Annotated in this window: 13 protein-coding genes and 2 pseudogenes; 9 read left to right on the forward strand and 6 right to left on the reverse strand. The window is 62.1% G+C overall.

Going from position 1 to position 17,245, the window contains the following annotated elements:
• Positions 1-119 precede the first annotated feature (119 nt).
• Entirely contained in the window at positions 120-1,064 is a 945-nt protein-coding gene (locus BKP54_RS12975) for a LysR substrate-binding domain-containing protein (protein ID WP_057209885.1), read from the forward strand.
• On the opposite strand, the gene BKP54_RS12980 is transcribed toward BKP54_RS12975, so the two are convergent.
• The 5 genes and pseudogenes from BKP54_RS12980 to BKP54_RS13000 all read right to left on the reverse strand — a co-directional run bounded on the left by BKP54_RS12980 (position 1,022) and on the right by BKP54_RS13000 (position 6,011).
• Positions 1,022-1,759, reverse strand: coding sequence for an aspartate/glutamate racemase family protein (locus BKP54_RS12980; RefSeq protein ID WP_057221902.1), 738 nt, complete (start codon positions 1,757-1,759; stop codon positions 1,022-1,024). The genes BKP54_RS12975 and BKP54_RS12980 overlap by 43 nt on opposite strands.
• Positions 1,760-1,764: 5 nt before the next feature.
• Complete coding sequence (locus BKP54_RS12985; RefSeq protein ID WP_025429311.1) at positions 1,765-2,586, reverse strand: ABC transporter permease; 822 nt, start codon at positions 2,584-2,586, stop codon at positions 1,765-1,767.
• 1 nt (position 2,587) lies between these two features.
• Positions 2,588-3,418: pseudogene (locus tag BKP54_RS12990) on the reverse strand (ABC transporter permease); the annotation flags it as partial.
• A gap of 173 nt (positions 3,419-3,591) precedes the next feature.
• Positions 3,592-4,890, reverse strand: a complete 1,299-nt coding sequence (locus BKP54_RS12995) for a PotD/PotF family extracellular solute-binding protein (RefSeq protein ID WP_057209879.1) — start codon at positions 4,888-4,890, stop codon at positions 3,592-3,594.
• A 32-nt stretch (positions 4,891-4,922) separates the two neighbouring features.
• A complete protein-coding gene (locus BKP54_RS13000; RefSeq protein WP_084814499.1) occupies positions 4,923-6,011 on the reverse strand; it encodes an ABC transporter ATP-binding protein in 1,089 nt (362 codons plus the stop codon).
• Positions 6,012-6,541: 530 nt separating this feature from the next.
• Here BKP54_RS13000 and BKP54_RS13005 point away from each other — a divergent pair.
• From BKP54_RS13005 to BKP54_RS13040, 8 genes and pseudogenes are all read left to right on the forward strand, one after another.
• Entirely contained in the window at positions 6,542-7,570 is a 1,029-nt protein-coding gene (locus BKP54_RS13005) for a substrate-binding domain-containing protein (RefSeq protein WP_025429301.1), read from the forward strand.
• Between the two features lie 66 nt (positions 7,571-7,636).
• Positions 7,637-9,184 (forward strand): sugar ABC transporter ATP-binding protein, encoded by a 1,548-nt coding sequence (locus tag BKP54_RS13010; protein WP_057209874.1) that lies wholly within the window; start codon positions 7,637-7,639, stop codon positions 9,182-9,184.
• 28 nt (positions 9,185-9,212) lie between these two features.
• Entirely contained in the window at positions 9,213-10,202 is a 990-nt protein-coding gene (locus BKP54_RS13015; protein ID WP_025429299.1) for an ABC transporter permease, read from the forward strand.
• A 2-nt stretch (positions 10,203-10,204) separates the two neighbouring features.
• Positions 10,205-11,215 (forward strand): sugar-binding transcriptional regulator, encoded by a 1,011-nt coding sequence (locus BKP54_RS13020; RefSeq protein WP_057209872.1) that lies wholly within the window; start codon positions 10,205-10,207, stop codon positions 11,213-11,215.
• Positions 11,212-12,206: pseudogene (locus BKP54_RS13025) on the forward strand (aldo/keto reductase). Before BKP54_RS13020 ends, BKP54_RS13025 begins: the two are co-directional and overlap by 4 nt.
• Before the next feature lie 11 nt (positions 12,207-12,217).
• Positions 12,218-13,966 (forward strand): glycerol-3-phosphate dehydrogenase/oxidase, encoded by a 1,749-nt coding sequence (locus BKP54_RS13030; RefSeq protein WP_057209869.1) that lies wholly within the window; start codon positions 12,218-12,220, stop codon positions 13,964-13,966.
• Complete coding sequence (locus BKP54_RS13035; protein WP_057209867.1) at positions 13,939-14,781, forward strand: class I fructose-bisphosphate aldolase; 843 nt, start codon at positions 13,939-13,941, stop codon at positions 14,779-14,781. Before BKP54_RS13030 ends, BKP54_RS13035 begins: the two co-directional genes overlap by 28 nt.
• A 34-nt stretch (positions 14,782-14,815) precedes the next feature.
• Entirely contained in the window at positions 14,816-16,348 is a 1,533-nt protein-coding gene (locus BKP54_RS13040) for an FGGY-family carbohydrate kinase (protein ID WP_025429294.1), read from the forward strand.
• Between the two features lie 226 nt (positions 16,349-16,574).
• Here BKP54_RS13040 and BKP54_RS13045 read toward each other — a convergent pair whose 3' ends face one another.
• On the reverse strand, positions 16,575-17,213 hold the full coding sequence (locus BKP54_RS13045; RefSeq protein ID WP_025429293.1) for an outer membrane protein: 639 nt from the start codon (positions 17,211-17,213) through the stop codon (positions 16,575-16,577).
• Positions 17,214-17,245: the final 32 nt, after the last annotated feature.

The raw sequence follows: 17,245 nt of genomic DNA on the forward strand, positions 1-17,245 counted from the left end.
TCAGTTCTGTGGTGATGTGTTCGCGAGAAAATTGAGGATTTTGGTGGTTTCGCGCAAAGCGATTTCTCGCATGCTGCCATAAAGAATGCTTATCTCACTTCATGAGCAAGATTCCCCCCATGAGTGCGGTGCGCGCGTTCGAGGCCGCAGCCAGGCACTTGAGTTTCACCCGCGCGGCGCAGGAGCTCGGCATGACGCAAGCCGCTGTCAGCTATCAAATCCGACTGCTGGAGGACCGCACCGGCACGCCGCTGTTTGTCCGTCTGCCACGGGAAGTGCGCTTGACGGCTGCCGGACGGCAGCTTGCGCCGAAGGTGACCGAGGCGCTCGATCTACTGGGTACGGCGTTCTCCGAGATTGCCGACAAGACCGAGCATCACCTGCACATCTCGGTACTGCCAACCGTCGTCTCAAGTTGGCTTGGTTCCAGGCTCGCCTCGTTTCAGACAGCCCATCCAAACATCAGCATTCGCGTGCACATGTCCACGGAGCTGATCGACTTCAAGCGCGATGCGATTGATCTCGTGGTGCGCAGCGGCAACGGCGACTGGTCGGGCAATGAAGTGTTTCCTCTTTTCCCGATCGAATACATGCCCGTCTGTACGCCGACGTTCCTGGAAAAACATCAGCTGAAGGATCCGGCCGACGTTCTCACGGTGAGGCGCTTCGGCAACGCCAGCTGGTGGCGGCGCTGGATGACCGAAGCGGGCGTGGAACCGCCGGCCAGCAATGGCACTGAGCTGATCTTCGACGTCCAGGCAATGGATGTGGCCACCACATTGCTCGATCATGGCATTGCCATGGTCGTCTCCACCTTTGTGATTGAGGAGCTTCGCAGCGGAAAACTCGTCCGGCCGTTCAACCATGTGGTCAGGGATGGCCGTGCCTATTGGCTGGTCTATCCGCAAAGCCACCGGCGGCAGAACAAGATCCAGGTGTTTCGCGAGTGGATCATTGCCGAAGCCGCCACATCGAACGCGCAGCTGGCCGCCGTGGCCGGAGAGCTTCCCTCGGTACGGTCTCAAGCCGAGATCGGTGCGAGCGCGCTCATAAGACCTGAATAGGATTTGCTGAGCGGCGGAGCATAGGAGCCGCGCTTGCTGGTCGTCAGTCCTTGCGACACCAACGCCTCGGCCTGCTTGACGGCTGCCGATACGCCATCAATGACCGGAACGCCGTATTCGGCTTGAAGTGCGCGCGCAAGATCGGCCATCCCGGCGCAGCCAAGCACGATCGCCTCGGCGCCGTCCTCAACGAGCGCCAGCTCGATTTCGCATCGCAGCTTCGCCAACGCGGGCGAAGCCTTGTCCTCAAGCTGCAGCACCGGGATGTCCGCAGCGCGAACCTTCGTCCGGGCACTCATCCCATAGCGTATGACCAGGTTCTCGATAAGCACACGCGACCGCTCGAGTGTGGTCACGACGGTGAAACGCTGAGCAAGCATGGCGGCCGTCGCCACAGCGGATTCGCAAAGCCCGACCACGGGGATGCGGGCAAGCGCGCGGGCTGCTTCCAGACCAGTATCGTCGAAGCATGCGATGACGGCGGCGTTGGCGCCTGCCGCTTCGCCGTCCCGGATTTCGGTGAGCACGCCCGGAAGCGCGATCGCGCCATCATAGTGGCCTTCGATCGAAGCCGGTCCGGACTTGGACGTCCTCGCGATGATCTCCGTGTTCGGGCCCGCGACGGCGCGGGCTGCGGCCGCCGCCTTCTCGGTCATGGATAGGGTGGTGTTCGGATTGACGATCAGAATGCGCATCGAACCTAGCTCATTTTTACCTGCCGCCGACGAAGCGTCAGAATGACGGCAAGCGCGACGAGGATGGTGGTGAAGGAGAAGAGCGTCGTGACCGTGCCCAGCGCGTAAAGCACCGGCGTCGTCACATTGGTGGTCATTCCGTAGATTTCCAATGGCAGGGTGTTGTAGCTGCCCGAGGTCATCAGTGTACGGGCGAACTCGTCGTAGGAAAGGGTGAAGCCGAAGAGGCCGACCCCGATCAGGCTCGGCGCTATCATCGGCAGCACCACATGCCGAAACGTCTGCCACGGGGTGGCGCCGAGATCGCGGGCCGCCTCTTCATAGGCCGGCGAAAAGCGGTTGAAGACGGCAAACATGATCAAGACGCCAAAGGGTAGGGTCCAGGTAAGATGTGCGCCGAAGCCGGAGGAATACCAGGCGGGCTTCAGGCCAAACTGCTGGAAGACGACACCGATCCCGAGCGAGATGATGATCGAGGGCACGACCAGGCTGGCAACGGTCAGGTAGAAGAGGGCCGTCGCCCCCTTGAAGCGGTGGCGAAAGGCAAGGCCGGCGAGGAGCGCCACGACGACGTTGACCACCATCACCATCAGTCCCAGCGTGAATGAGCGGCGGAAGGACGCGCCGAAGTCGCCGACCGCCTGTTTCTCGAAGAGATTGTAGAACCAGTGCAGCGAAAGTCCGTTCAACGGAAATGTGAGACCGCCATTCGGCCCCTGAAAGGACAGGATCAGCACCGCCGACAACGGCCCGTAGAGAAACAGCACGAACAGGGCGAAGAAGCCCGCGAGCAGGTAGAATTCAAGGGTGCGCCGCTCATGGTTCATCTCAGAGTTCCTTTCGGATATCAACGACCCGAAGGATCGCGGCGACCATCAGGAGCACGACGATCAGCAGCACTACCGCATTGGCGGCCGCAGCCGGATATTGCAGCAGTGACATCTGGTTCTTCATCATCAGCGCGACCGAAGCGCTCTGTCCGCCCGACATAACTTGAACCGTCGAGAAGTCGGCCATGACGAGGGTGACGACGAAGATCGAGCCGATGGCGATGCCGGGCTTGGCGAGTGGCAGGATGACGTTCCAGAGCACTTGCCGGCCGCTGGCGCCGCAGTCGCGCGCCGCTTCGATCAGCGAACGGTCAATGCGCATCAGCGTGTTGAAGATCGGCGTCACCATGAAGAGCGTATTGAGGTGAACCATGGCAAGCACGACAGCAAAATCGGAATAGAGCAGCCACTCGATCGGTTGCGTAATGATGCCGAGGTCGATCAGCGTCGAATTGACGAGGCCATTGCGTCCAAGCACCGGGATCCAGGAGATCATGCGGATGATGTTGGAGGTTAGAAACGGCACGGTGCAGATGAGGAAGAGCACCATCTGCATGGTCGTCGTGCGCACGTGGAATGCGAGGAAATAGGCGACCCAGAAGCCGATCAAGAGTGTGAGGCACCAGACGAGGGCGGTGAATTTCAACGTGTTGAGATAGGTCTTCCACGTCACCCACGAACCGAGCGTGTCGACATAGTTCATGGTCAGGAAGTCCGGATAAAGCCCGGCAAAGTCGTAGTCCCAGAAGCTGACGACAAGAACCGTCAGGATCGGCAGCACGAAGAAGAACCCGAGAATGAGGATGAGCGGCAGCGCCTGCAGATAGGCGCCCAGCCTTTGCAGCCAAGCACGGACACTGCTGGGTCTACCGGCCAAGGCCTCCGATGGCTGCGAAATTGCCACTACCGCCATTGTTCATCCTCTCGCGTTGCTCGTCAGGTTCCGCTCGCTGCGGGCGGCCCCATTCGAGGGCGCGCCGCAGCGAGGGCGTTTCGTCTGCCTCAAGCCGCGATGAACTCGTTCCAGCGCTTGATCATGTAGCGATCCTCATCCATGACCGAGTTCCAGCAGGCGACCTTGCCCATGCGGTCTTCGAAGGAGCCGCCATCGCGCACGGCACCGGCCTTCTCCATGACCTTGCCCTCCGGCGAGAGGATATCGCCCTTTGCCGGCTTGCCCTCGACCCAGTAACCCCACTCGTCCTCGGACATGAAGCCCTTGGCCGTGTCCATGGCGGCCGAATAGTAGCCCTGACGGTTGAGATAGGCGCCGACCCAGCCCGACAGGTACCAGTTGATGTATTCATAGGCCGCGTCGAGCTGGGCGCCCTGGAGATGAGCGGCAAGGCCGAGGCCGCCACCCCAGGCGCGATAGCCTTCCTTGAGCGGCTGGTATTTGCACGCGATCCCCTTCGAGCGGACGGCGGCGACGGCCGGTGACCACATGGACTGGATCACCACTTCACCGGAGGCCATCAGGTTGACGCTCTCGTCGAAGGATTTCCAGAAAGCGCGGAACTGACCGTCCTGCTTGGCCTTAATGAGGAAGTCGATCGTCTGGTCGATCTCATCCGTCGTCATGTTGCCCTTGTCGGCATATTTGACGTTGCCCAAGGCTTCCATGATCATGGCGGCATCCATGATGCCGATTGACGGGATGTTGAGGATCGCGGCCTTGCCCTTGAAGGCCGGATCCATGATGTCGGCCCAGCTCGTGATGTCGCGGCCGACGAGATCCGGGCGGATGCCGAGGGTATCGGCATTGTAGATCGTCGGAATGAGCGTCATCCACTGGGTCGGCGACTTCGCGAAGGTCCTGGAAGCCTGCGCCTCGACAAAGCCGACGGTGTGCGGGGCGGTGCCTTGGGCGATAATGCTTTCGGGCTTCAGCTTGCCGTCGATGAACAGCGGGACGATCTTGTCGTAGTACTTGATTTTCGAGACATCCATCGGCTGCATCACTCCGGCCGGGAAGACCTTCTTGGCGATCCAGTATTCGATGTCGGCGATGTCGTAGGAATCGGGCTGCGTCACTGCCCGCTGGGCCGCGGCGTCCGAATCCGTCGCAGTCATTTCCAGTGTGATGCCGAGATCCTGTTTGCACTTCTCGGCAATGGCATTGATGTTGGAAACGCCGGTGCCGAACTGGCGCAGCGTGATCGGGTTTTGCGCCCAGATCGTCGGAAAGCCGGTGATCGCCCCGGACCCGGCAATCGCGCCGATTGCCGCCGCACCGGTCTTGAGCAGCGTGCGTCGGGACAGGCCCTCCTTCGAGGTCTTCGGTGTAGTTTCATTCGTCATGCGCAGTTCCCCTTTTTTTGATGGTTGGTCACTCATGCTGAAAGGCGACCGAGGGGGACGACATCCTCCAGGGCCCAGCTCAGGGACACCGCGTCGCCGACCGACACGGTTTTGTTGAAATAGTCGGCATCGCTGACGATCACTGTGAAGTCGTCGCTGCCGGCGCCACTGACGGTCAACTTCACCGAAGCGCCGCGATATTCGATGTTGGAGACCACCGCCTGAAAACCGAGGGTCTTTTCCGAGGCAGGCTCGAGGCGAACGCGGTCGGTGCGGATGCCGATGTCGATTGGCGCACCGATTTCCTGTGCGATGTCGCGAACGGCAAACCTCGGGCCACCGGCCGCCTCCATCTCGACGATCCCGTCACGGATGGCGCTCACTCGGCCCGAAAGCACATTGTGGTCGCCCATGAACCGGGCGACGAAGGCGGTTGCCGGCTGCTCGAAGACGATACGTGGCGCTGCCGCCTGCTCGATGCGGCCATCGTTCATCACCACGATCAGGTCGGCCAAAGCCATGGCCTCTTCCTGGCTGTGCGTGACATGGACGAAGGTGATGCCCAGCGTTTTCTGCAGCTTCTTCAGCTCTGCCCGCATGCGGATCTTGAGGAATGGATCGAGCGCCGACAATGGCTCATCGAGCAGCAGAGCTTCCGGTTCGGTGATCAAGGCGCGTGCGAGTGCCACCCGCTGCTGCTGTCCGCCCGAAAGCTGCGCCGGCCGACGGCCGGCATAGGCCTCCATCTGCATCAGCCTCAACATGGCCAGCGCCTTGGCCCGGCGTGTTTCCTTGTCGACGCCCTTCATCTTCAAGCTGAAGGCGACATTGTCGACGAGGTCGAGATGAGGAAACAGGGCGTAGGACTGGAACATCATCGCCGTATTGCGGCGGGCCGGCGGGAAATCGGTCACGGCGACATGGCCGAGACGAAGGTCGCCGGACGAAATGCTCTCGTGGCCGGCAATCATGCGCAACGTGGATGTCTTCCCGCAGCCCGACGGCCCCAGAAAACAGCAGTAGCTGCCTGCGGGGATCTTGAGGCTGATGGCGTGCACGGCGGTTGTCGCGCCGTAGATCTTGGAAACAGATACGATATCGATTTCGGCGGCTTTCGGCATGATGGCTTCTCCTGATGACAGGGAAGAAGCATCAAACGTGCCAATCTCGTGCGGCGACGATAACTCTATATTTTCGTTTAGGAATCTAGTGTCACCGCCGAATCCGCAGTATCCGGCGCAACAACCTTCTGCTCACGAAATGAGCTTTTGTCGTCAATATTCGCCAATTATTGTATACGATCATGTGAATTTTTGAGCACAGGCACCACGCGCCTTTTGGCGAGAAGCCAGTCAGGACACGTGACACGGTTGCCAACGAGCAGCCGGCCTGAAAGGCGATTTGCTGAAGGGTTGCCATTTGCCGGTTCTAGCGAACATCCGTGACAGGAAATTGAACCGATTGCGCCAACCACTGCAGAACTGGCGTGAATTATTATTCATGCCATGAATTATATTGACAGAAGCCTTGGTCGTCGTTTTAATCACCACAGTCGGAAGTCGAGGAGGAGTTCCGGCAAACTCACACATCAGCGGTCATTTCTGACTGCACGATTGGTTTTTGGGAGGGGCTTTGGCCTCGAGGAGGACGCTTGCGCACTTTTTTGAGCTCGACCGCACTGGCGGTCATTGCAACGACGTTTCTGGCTGGCCCTGCCAGCGCGGAGACGGCCAACCCGTTTCGCTGCGAACCCGGCGAAAAATACGTCATGAACGTCATGGTTTCGGGCGTCGAATACTGGTTCCCGGTCTATGAAATGTTCAAGCAGGCCGGCCAGCAGTTCGGCTGCGAGACCGAATATACCGGCACCCCGGAATATGACGTCAACAAGCAGATCGCCACTTTCGATCAGGCGCTGGCGCAGAACCCGGCCGGTATCCTTGTTCATCCGATGAACTCGGATCCGTTCATCGAGCCGATCAACCGGGCGATCGACCAGGGCACCGCGGTCGTCACCTTCGCCGCCGACTCGCCGCTCTCCAAGCGCATTTCGTTCATCACCTCGGACAATACCCGCGAAGGCGTTTATGCCGCCGATGCGATCGCCGAGAAGATGGGCGGCAAGGGCGAATATGCCGTTCTGGAAAACCCCGGCCAGGACAACCACGACAAGCGCATCGCCGCTTTCGTCGGCCGCATGGCTGAAAAGTGGCCCGACATGAAACTCGTCGGCCGCGCCGCTTCGAACCAGGATCCGAACAAGGCCTATCAGGGCCTGATGAGCCTGATCCAGGCCAACCCGAACCTTGGCGCGGTCTTCATGCCCGAAGCCAACTCGGCGATCGGTGCCGCACAGGCCAGCAAGGAAAGCGGCGGCAAGGTTCTCGTCATGTGCGCCGACGTCAACGCCAACATCCTCGACATGATCAAGGCCGGCGAAGTGTTCGGCTCGATCAACCCGAACCAGGGCATGCAGGGCTATATGGGTTTCATGTTGCTGTGGCTGGCCAAGCACCCAGACCTCATCGACCCGATGAACGACGCCAAGCGTTCCGGCTTCAACCCGATGAGCATTCCCTTCGTCGACAACGGTCTCTCCATCGTCACCGCCGCCAATGCGGATGACTTTTACTGGGACAAGTACCTGAAGCGCCGCGGCACCAAGGGCATTGACGAGTAAGGGGCTTTTGACATGGCTATCCGGATGTCCGGATAGCCGGTCAAACGATTGAGAGTGGAGAAGGCGATGATATCGCAGCCGGTCCTTCAGGTCCGCAACGTCACCAAGCACTTCGGGGCTGTGAAGGCGCTGACCAATGTGGATTTCAACCTCGAAAAGGGCGAGATCCATGCACTTTGCGGCGAGAACGGCGCCGGCAAATCCACGCTCATGAACATCATCGCCGGCGTGCTGCAGCCGAATGAGGGCGAAATCCTCGTCGACGGCACGCCGACGAAGATCTTATCGCCGGCCGCAGCTCAGTCGCTCGGTATCGGTCTTGTCCACCAGGAGATCGCGCTCTGCCCGGACGCGACGGTGGCGGAAAACATGTTCATGGCCGCGACAAACCGGCGGCGCTCGCCGCTGATGCACTACGCGTCGCTTGCCCGCGATGCGCAGACGGTGATGAACCGGCTGGCGCCGATCGACGTGCGCCGCAAGGTCGCCGACCTTACCATTTCCAGCCAGCAGCTGGTCGAGATCGCCAAGGCGCTGACGCTCGATTGCCGGGTGCTGATCCTCGACGAGCCGACGGCGGCGCTGACGGAGGCCGAAGCGCAAGCGCTTTTCGGCATCATCCGCGACCTGAAGGCTGCGGGCATTTCCATCATCTATATCAGCCATCGCATGGCCGAAATCTTCAGCCTGTGCGACCGGGTTACCGTCTTTCGCGACGGTCGCCACGTCTCGACGGAACGCGTTGTCGATGTGACGCCCGATGATGTCGTTCGCCGCATGGTCGGCCGCGAGATCACCCAGCTCTATCCGCCGAAGCAGGCGCGCGCCGAACAGTCCGGCGACGTCATCCTGTCGGTTCGCGGTCTTGGCGACGGCGAACGCATCGATGATGTCGGCTTCGACCTGCGCAAAGGAGAAATTCTGGGGATAGGCGGGCTGATCGGCTCCGGCCGCACAGAGATCGCCGAGGCGATCTGCGGGTTGCGCCGGAAGGTTCGCGGCGACGTGCTGCTGCACGGCAAGAAGCAGACGATCGGCAACTACAGAAACGCGGTCGACGCCGGCATCGTCTACCTCTCGGAGGATCGCAAGGGCTCCGGCGTGTTCGTCGACATGTCGATCGCTCAGAACATTTCGGTGCTGGATCTGAAGACGCTGACCGGGCCGCTCGGCTTGATGAACGCGAAGGCGGAAGCGGACCTCGCCCGCGATTTCACCCGGAGGCTCGGCGTGCGCATGGGCGGTATCGCCATGCCGGTATCGTCGCTCTCGGGCGGCAACCAGCAGAAGGTTGCTATCGCCAAGCAGCTCGCGGTGCGGCCGAAGGTCATTCTCATGGACGAACCGACGCGCGGCATCGACGTCGGCGCCAAATCGGAAATTCACCGCCTGTTGCGCGATCTCGCGTGCTCGGGCATCGGCATCGTCGTCATCTCGTCGGAACTGCCCGAACTTCTGGGGCTGTGCGACCGGGTGCTGGTTGTGCGCGAGGGCGGCATTGCCGGCGAACTCGGCGAGGCCGAGATGACGGAGGAGGCGGTGATCCGCCTTGCCTCCGGGGTCGGGCAGCACGGCGAACCACAGAAAATCAAGGCGGCCGAGCATGTTGCCTGAAACAAGCAGACGGAATGGGGAGGCGGAAATGGCAGTCGATACGGTGGTTGCAACGCAGGTTCAGGTTCCGGCCTGGCGACGGATCGGCACAATGCGCGAGGCTGGGCTGATCGCCATCATTCTTGCGCTCGGCATCGTCATGAGCTTTGCCTCGCCACACTTTCTCACCTTCGGCAACATGCGCGCGATGCTGATGAGCTTCTCAGTCGAAGGCATCGTCGTTGTCGGCATGACGATCCTCTTGATCGTCGGCGGCATCGACCTTGCGGTCGGCTCGGTCGTCTGCTTCGCCATGGTGCTCGCGGGGTCGCTGTTCCTCGCCGGGGTCGATCCATGGACGGCCTCGCTCTTCGGGATACTCGCTAGCAGCCTCATCGGCGCCATCATGGGCTTCTTCGTCACCGTGGTCGGGCTCAACCATTTCATCACGTCGCTTGCGGCAATGGTGATCGTGCGCGGACTTTGCCTCGTCATCACCAAGGGCACACCGCTGTCGCTGTTCACCATGCCGGCATCGTTCAAAGCCGTCGGCCAAGGCACCTTCCATGGCGTGCCTTATGTCATCCTGATCTTCGTCGCCGTCGTGATCCTGTTCGACTTCCTGCTGCGCCGTGCGACCGCATTTCGCAAGGTGTTCTACACCGGCAGCAACGAGAAGGCGGCGCTCTATTCCGGCATCAAGACCAAGCAGGTGAAGTTCTGGGTAACCGTGCTCTGCTCGACGCTCGCCGGTGTCGCCGGCGTCATCTACATGTCGCGCTTCGGCGCCGCCACGCCCACCTTCGGCGTCGGCATGGAGCTCAACATCATCGCGGCTGCTGTTATCGGCGGGGCCTCGCTCAACGGCGGATCGGGGACGATCCTCGGCGCCATCCTCGGCATCGCGCTACTGTCTGTCGTCACCAGTTCGCTGATCCTGCTCGACGTCTCGGTCTATTGGCAGGATATGATCAAGGGCTGCATTCTACTTGCCGCCGTCTCCATCGACCATTTCCTGCATAAGCGGAAGGCCATCTGAACATGCCGATCGCCAAGCCCAATCAGAACCTCATTTCCAGTGCACGCGAGGAACTCGTCGTTGCCCGGCAGATGCATCAGGCACTGGTGCTGCACTTCCTCGAGGGCCTGACGCAGTCGCAGATTGCCGACCGGCTCGGCATCTCGCAGCCGACGGTCAACCGTCTGATCAAGCGCGGACGCCAGCTCGGCCTGGTTGAAATCAAGATCAAGTCGCCCGTCGAACCGCTGGTCGACATGGAGGAGCAATTGCTTGCGCTTGGCGGCATCAGCCGCGCCGTCGTTGTTCCCACCGTCTCCGACAACCAGCAGACGGCGCTGCAGGCGGTGGGCGAGGCTGCGGCCCGGCTGCTGATGGAAGAGATCGCCGACGGCGACACCATCTGCATCACCGGCGGCAAGGGCGTCAGCGCCGTCGTTGCCGGTCTGCACCCGTCACGGCGCCTGGATGTCGAGGTGATCCCGGCGACCGGCTGCGTGCAGGGCAAGCACTATACCGACGTCAACCACGTCTCGACCCTCCTGGCGGATCGGCTCGGCGGCAGGTCCTATCAGATCCATGCGCCGCTCTTTGCCGACAGTGCCGCGGAGCGCGCCATGCTGATCAACATGCGCTCGGTGGCCGACGTGTTCAAGCGCGCCAGGGAAGCCAAGGTCGCGATCGTCGGCATCGGCTCGATCCTTTCCGACGATTCCAGCTACTACGACCTGCACCCATCTTCGAGCACCGATCGTGACGCGATCAAACGCTCCGGCGCAAGCTGCGAACTGCTTGCGCACCTGCTCGACGACCAGGGACGGGTCTGCGACTACAGCCTCAACCGCTCGCTCGTCTCGCTGACGCTCGACGAGTTCGCGTCGATCCCGACCAAGATCGGGGTGGCGAGCGGACCGAACAAGGCCGGCCCCATTCTCAGCGTCCTGCGCGGCAGGCATCTCGATACACTCGTGACCGACGAGGCGACCGGCGAGCGCATCCTTGCCATGGCAAGCGAAAAGGGACTTTCGGCATGAGCAATGAACAGTTGACGCGCGAGATCGGCCGCACCGGTGTCAAGGCATCCGCCGTCGGGCTCGGCACCTGGGCGATCGGCGGCTGGATGTGGGGCGGAACGGACGAAGGCGAATCGATCGCCGCGATCCAGGCCTCGCTCGATGCCGGCGTGACCCTGATCGATACGGCTCCCGCCTATGGTCTCGGGCGTTCGGAGGAAATCGTCGGCAAGGCGTTGGCCGGCCGCCGCGACAAGGCGGTGATCGCAACCAAATGCGGCCTCGTCTGGCATACGACGAAGGGGCGTCATTTCTTCGACCAGGACGGAAAGCCTGTTCATCGCTACCTCGGTCGCGACGCCATCGTTCACGAGGTCGAAGAGAGCCTGAAACGGCTCGGGACGGACTATATCGACCTCTACATCACCCATTGGCAGGACCCAACCACGCCGATCGAGGAGACGGTGCGGGCGCTGGAAGACCTGAAGAATGCCGGCAAGATCCGCGCGATAGGCGCCAGCAACGTCGACCGGTCCGAGCTGGAAGCCTATATCGCCACCGGCCGCCTCGACGCGATCCAGGAGCGTTTCAGCATGATCGATCGCGAGATCGAGGCGGAACTGTTGCCGCTGACGACTGCAACGGTGTCGCCACGCTCAGCTATTCCTCGCTGGCCCTGGGCCTCTTGTCCGGTACCGTCGGCCCGGACCGGGTGTTTGCCGGAGACGATCAGCGCCGCGACAACCCGCGCTTCTCCGTCGGTAACCGTGAGAAGGCGACGGCCTTTGCCGAGGCGATACGGCCCATCGCCGAAAAGCATGCGGCCAGCATCGCCCAGACGGTCATTGCATGGACGCTTGCCCAGCCCGGCGTGACCTTTGCGTTGTGCGGCGCGCGCAATCCGGCGCAGGCGCTCGACAACGCCCGTGCGGGAACAATCCGGCTCGACGGCCAGGACCTCGCGGCGATCGATGAAGCGATAGCGGCGAAGCTCGCTCACATGGATAGGTAACGGACGCCATCATGAACCGAGAAGAGATTTTTGACGGGCTCCGCCAGAGCCCGAAGGTGGACGTCTGCGTCCTCGGCGGCGGCATCAACGGCCTCAGCGTGTTTCGCGAGCTGGCGCTGCAGGGCGTCAATGTCGTGCTCGTCGAGAAACACGATTTCTGTTCCGGCGCCAGCGCCGCGCTGTCGCGCATGGTTCATGGCGGATTGCGCTATCTCGAAAACGGCGAATTCAGCCTGGTGCGGGAATCGCTTGTCGAGCGCGACCGGCTCCTTCGCAACGCGCCGCACTATGTCGGTCCACTACCGACGACGGTTCCCGTGTTCGACGTGTTCTCCGGCATCGCCAACGGCGCGGTCCGGTTCCTTGGCTTGAGCCGGCGGCCGAGCCGCCGTGGCGCCGTCGTCATCAAGGCAGGGCTTGCGATCTACGATTTCCTGACGCGCAAGCGCGCCATTATGCCCCGCCACGAGTTTCGCGGTCGGCGCGCGACGCTTGGCCGATGGCCGGCGCTCAATCCCGCGATCAAGAATTCCGCGACCTATTATGACGCCTGGGTCAGTCAGCCCGAACGTCTCGGCATCGAACTGCTTGAGGACGGGCTGTCGTCTGGTACCCATGCGCGCGCTGTCAACTATGCCGAGCTGAAGCTGGTAGCTCCGGGGTGCTATGCCGTCAGAGACAATATCGCCGGCACGGAGGTCTTGATCGAGCCGACCGTGATCATCAACGCCACCGGCGGCTGGATCGACATCGCCAATCAGAGCCTGTTTTCCGAACCGGCCCGGCCGGCACCGTTGATGGGCGGCACCAAAGGGTCGCATCTGATCATCGACAACGACGATCTGACCCGCGCGCTCGATGGACACATGATCTACTACGAGAATGAGGACGGGCGCATCTGCATCCTGTTTCCCTATCTCGGCAAGGTTCTGGTCGGCTCCACCGACATTCGCGTCGACGATCCGGAAACCGTGCGCTGCGAGACGGCGGAACGGGACTACATCCTGCAGTCGCTCGCTTTCGTCCTGCCGACGATCAAGGTTCGTCCCGATGAGATCGCCTTCCAGTTTTCCGGGGTCCGGCCGCTGCCGGCGAGCAAGGACAGTTTTACCGGCCGCATCCCGCGCGATCACTATTGTACCTTCGTCGAGACCGCCGATGCCGGGCCGCCGGTCTTATGCATGATCGGTGGCAAATGGACGACCTTCCGCTCCTTCGGAGAGCTGGCTGCCGATCTTGTGCTCGAACGACTGGATCAGCCTCGCCGCGTGGCCACGGCCGATCGGGCGATTGGTGGCGGCCGGGATTTTCCCGCCGACCGGGAAGCCTGGATTGCGCGGGTCGCCTCGGCGGCGGCCCTTGCGCCGACGCGCGTCGCCACGCTCTTTGAGCGCTATGGCACGGATGCCGAGCGCATCGCCGCCTTCGTCGCTGCCGCGCCCGACGCTCCGCTTCCGCATCCTGATTATTCGACCCGCGAAATCCAGTTCCTGATCCGCAGCGAGAAGGTCGAACAACTCGACGACCTCTTGCTTCGGCGCACGACCCTGGCGATCACCGGCGAGCTTTCGCTCGAAATGACGGACGCCGTGCTCGCATTGCTCGCGGCCGAAAAGCACTGGCCAGTGGCCCGCCAGGCGCTTGAACGCGCCCGTTTTCTCACCCTTCTCCTCGAACGCCACGGCGTCGATGAAGACATGCTTTCCGCACGGAACGAACAAAGGAGTGCATTATGCGAAACAACCGCAAGGTCCGGATGAACCGTCTTTTTGGCGCAGGACGCTGCCTGGACGTGGCCATCGACCATGGCGTCTGCAACGAACCGTCGTTCCTCGACGGTCTTGAGAACATGGAATCCGTGGTGAGGGCCCTGGTCGACGCTAGGCCCGATGCGATCCAGATGAACTATGGCCAGGCCGATCTGCTCCAGGATCTTCCGGGCAAGGACAAGCCGGCTCTGGTCATGCGTATCGACATGGGCAACCCGTATAATCGCATCCGCCACCGCGACATGTGGGCTGTGCTGCAGAACGAGGCCGAACCGCTGGTCGGCGCTTTGGAGATGGATGCCGCCTGCGTGGTCGTCAATCTGTTCATGCTGCCCGACGAACCGGACCTCTTTCGCCAGTGCGTAGCCAACATTTCCCGCGTCCGTGCCGATTGCGAAAAATACGGCATGCCGCTGATGATCGAGCCACTGGTCATGCAGCCGGTCACCGAGCGCGGCGGCTACATGGTCGATGGCGATGCGGAAAAAATCGTCACGTTGACGCGGCTCGCCCGTGAGATGGGCGCCGATATCGTCAAGGCCGACCCGACGACAAATGCCGAGGATTTCCACCGCGTGGTCGAGGCAGCCCGCTGCCCGGTTCTGGTGCGCGGCGGCGGCAAGGAGGACCTGCGTGCCGTGTTCGACAAGTCTGCGGCCTTGATGCGGCAGGGCGCTGTGGGCATGGTCTATGGGCGCAATATCTACCAGCATGCAAACCCGAGCGCCGTCGTTCGCGGTTTGATGGCCATCGTGCACGATGACGCCGATGGCGCAGCCGCCTTCGCCCTGTATCAGCAAGGCTGAGAAAGACGATCCGAACCTTGGGAGGGGTTCTTCAATGGCAGACTATCTTTTAGGACTCGACGCCGGAAACACCGTCATCAAGGCGGTGATTTTCGACCTTGAGGGCAACGAGATCGCGGCGGCTGCGCAGGAGGGGCACAGCCGGGTTCCGCGGCCCGGGCATGTCGAGCGGGGGCTCGAAGAGCTGTGGACCCATGCCCGGGCAGTCATCCGCCAATGCGTCGAACGTGCCGGCATCCGTGCCGAAGAGATCGTGGCGATCGGTTGCGCCGGTCACGGCAACGGCCTTTATGCTCTCGACCAGGGCGGTGAGCCGCTTCTCGGCATCCAGTCGCTCGACACGCGTGCCGCCGGGCTAGTGGAAGAATGGAAGGCGCAGGGTGTCGGCGACCGCACCTATGCCATCGGCCGGCAACGGCCCTGGCCGTCGCAGACGCCGACCTTGCTTGCCTGGCTCAAGCGTTTCCAGCCCGAGACCTATGCCAGGATCGGCACGGTGTTTCTGTGCAAGGATTTCATCGTCAACCGACTGACCGGCAAGCGGGTCAGCGACGTCTCGGATATGACCGGCTGCGGCCTCCTTAATGTCGTCAACCGCCGCTACGACCGCGATCTGATGGCGGCCTTCGATCTCGGCGAGGCAACCGGCCTCTTGCCTGACCTCGCCGAAAGTGCGGATGTGGTCGGCACGGTCACGCCGGAGGCGGCAGCACAAACCGGTCTTGCTGCGGGCACGCCGGTGGTCGGCGGTCTCTTCGATGTCGTCGCCTCGGCAATCGGCTCGGGCGTCACGCGCACCGGCGCTGCCTCGATCATCGCCGGAACCTGGAGCATCAACCAGGTGATTATCGATGGCCCTGACCTTTCGGGCCCGGTGTTCATGTCCTCCACCTTTGATCGCGGCCGCTACATGGCAATCGAATCGAGCGCGACGTCGGCGGCCAATCTCGAATGGCTGGTGCGCGAGTTCTTTGCTGACAGCGGCATCGACGACGGCCGATCGCCGTTTGACGTCTGCTGCTCGTTTGCATCCGATATCGAACCGGCCGCGAATGACCCGATCTATCATCCCTTCCTCTATGGCGCGCAGCAGGACGGTAACGCCCGCGCCGGGTTCTATGGCGTCGCCGGCTGGCACACGAAGGGTCACCTGGTTCGCGCGGTTCTCGAAGGTGTCGCCTTCGGCCACCGCCAGCACATCGCCACGATGCGGGCGGCGGGCGCGACCTTCGACGAGGCGGTGCTTTCAGGCGGCGGATCGCGCAGCCTGATCTGGCCGCAGATCTTTGCCGACGTGCTCGGGGTTCCGGTGTCGGTCGCCCGTTCGCGCGAAACCGGCGCGCTCGGCGCTGCGATTGCCGCGGGCACGGGGGCAGGGATCTTTGCCGATTTCTCGGAAGGTGCGGCAGCCATGGTGAGGACGGAACGCCACTACCGCCCGAACGCGGCGATAGCGCGCCACTACACGCGACGGTACGAGCTTTATCGGGACATCGCCGACGCAATGGCGCCGATCTGGCGGCGGCTTTCGAATGCCGAAGCCGAGGTTTCGGAGGCGGCGGCTTAGAGCATTTCCAGGAAAAGTGCGACGCGGTTTTCCGTCAGGAAATGCGTAAAAACAAGGAGATAGAGCGTTTCTGACTCCACTTAGACCGGAAACGCTCTAGACGCGGGCCAGCGAAAGAGTGAAGCCGAGGGCCGGGACCGGCCTTCGGCTTGATCGTTCCACGTCGAACCGAGCGCCGCTGACCCAGGGAGGATCGGGTGACGGCGCTGCGATCGCGTGGGAACAATCAGAACCGCATGTTCACGCCGGCCTTGATGACGTGGCTGTTGATGTCCTTCTCGCTCGACCCGAAGGCCGTGTTGGTGCGGACGTCGGGCGTGGTGATGTAGTTGTATTCGATCTTCGCCGAGAGACCGCCGGCGAAAGCCTGCTCGACGCCGGCGCCCACCAGATAACCGCCCTTGAAGCCGACATCGTTCTGGACGCCGCCGCCCTTCTTGTAGTTGGTCATGGCATAACCGGCCGTGCCGTAGACGAGTGTCTGGTCGAACGAGAGGCCGGCCTTCGCCTTGATCGCGCCGCGCCATTTTTCCTTGAGTTTGCCGCCGCTGACCTTGTGTTCGGTGTCGCCGAGATAGGAGCCTTCGATTTCGGCACCGACGATGCCGGGACCGACCTGCATGTTGTAGCCGGCCTGTGCGCCGAAGACGACGCCGTTGCGGTCGGAAAACGGATTGGGACTACCGGTAAAGCCGAGACCGCCATGGGCGCCGACATAGGCACCGCTCCAATTGAAGGCAGGCGGGTCCTGGTAGGACGAAGCCGGTTCCGGCGAATAGGGGTCGGCGGCCAGTGCCTGTTGCACACCGGCTGTGGCCAAAAAGGTGATGCCGAGCCAGAGGGGAAGTTTGTGACGTTGCCGCATGGCGTTGCTCCGTGGATTGGACTAGGCGCCGG

The sequence above is a fragment of the Ensifer sp. 1H6 genome (assembly GCF_001976035.1).
GTDB classification, from domain to species: Bacteria; Pseudomonadota; Alphaproteobacteria; order Rhizobiales; family Rhizobiaceae; genus Ensifer; species Ensifer canadensis.

Excerpts from the sequence above, each read along its gene's own strand:
- BKP54_RS13020 (WP_057209872.1), top strand. The coding sequence starts at position 10,205 with ATGCCGATCGCCAAGCCCAATCAGAACCTCATTTCCAGTGCACGCGAG.
- BKP54_RS13035 (WP_057209867.1), top strand. The coding sequence starts at position 13,939 with ATGCGAAACAACCGCAAGGTCCGGATGAACCGTCTTTTTGGCGCAGGA.
- BKP54_RS13000 (WP_084814499.1), bottom strand. The coding sequence starts at position 6,011 with ATGCCGAAAGCCGCCGAAATCGATATCGTATCTGTTTCCAAGATCTAC.
- BKP54_RS13030 (WP_057209869.1), top strand. The coding sequence starts at position 12,218 with ATGAACCGAGAAGAGATTTTTGACGGGCTCCGCCAGAGCCCGAAGGTG.
- BKP54_RS12995 (WP_057209879.1), bottom strand. The coding sequence starts at position 4,890 with ATGACGAATGAAACTACACCGAAGACCTCGAAGGAGGGCCTGTCCCGA.
- BKP54_RS12975 (WP_057209885.1), top strand. The coding sequence starts at position 120 with ATGAGTGCGGTGCGCGCGTTCGAGGCCGCAGCCAGGCACTTGAGTTTC.
- BKP54_RS12980 (WP_057221902.1), bottom strand. The coding sequence starts at position 1,759 with ATGCGCATTCTGATCGTCAATCCGAACACCACCCTATCCATGACCGAG.
- BKP54_RS13015 (WP_025429299.1), top strand. The coding sequence starts at position 9,213 with ATGGCAGTCGATACGGTGGTTGCAACGCAGGTTCAGGTTCCGGCCTGG.
- BKP54_RS13040 (WP_025429294.1), top strand. The coding sequence starts at position 14,816 with ATGGCAGACTATCTTTTAGGACTCGACGCCGGAAACACCGTCATCAAG.
- BKP54_RS12985 (WP_025429311.1), bottom strand. The coding sequence starts at position 2,586 with ATGAACCATGAGCGGCGCACCCTTGAATTCTACCTGCTCGCGGGCTTC.
- BKP54_RS13045 (WP_025429293.1), bottom strand. The coding sequence starts at position 17,213 with ATGCGGCAACGTCACAAACTTCCCCTCTGGCTCGGCATCACCTTTTTG.
- BKP54_RS13010 (WP_057209874.1), top strand. The coding sequence starts at position 7,637 with ATGATATCGCAGCCGGTCCTTCAGGTCCGCAACGTCACCAAGCACTTC.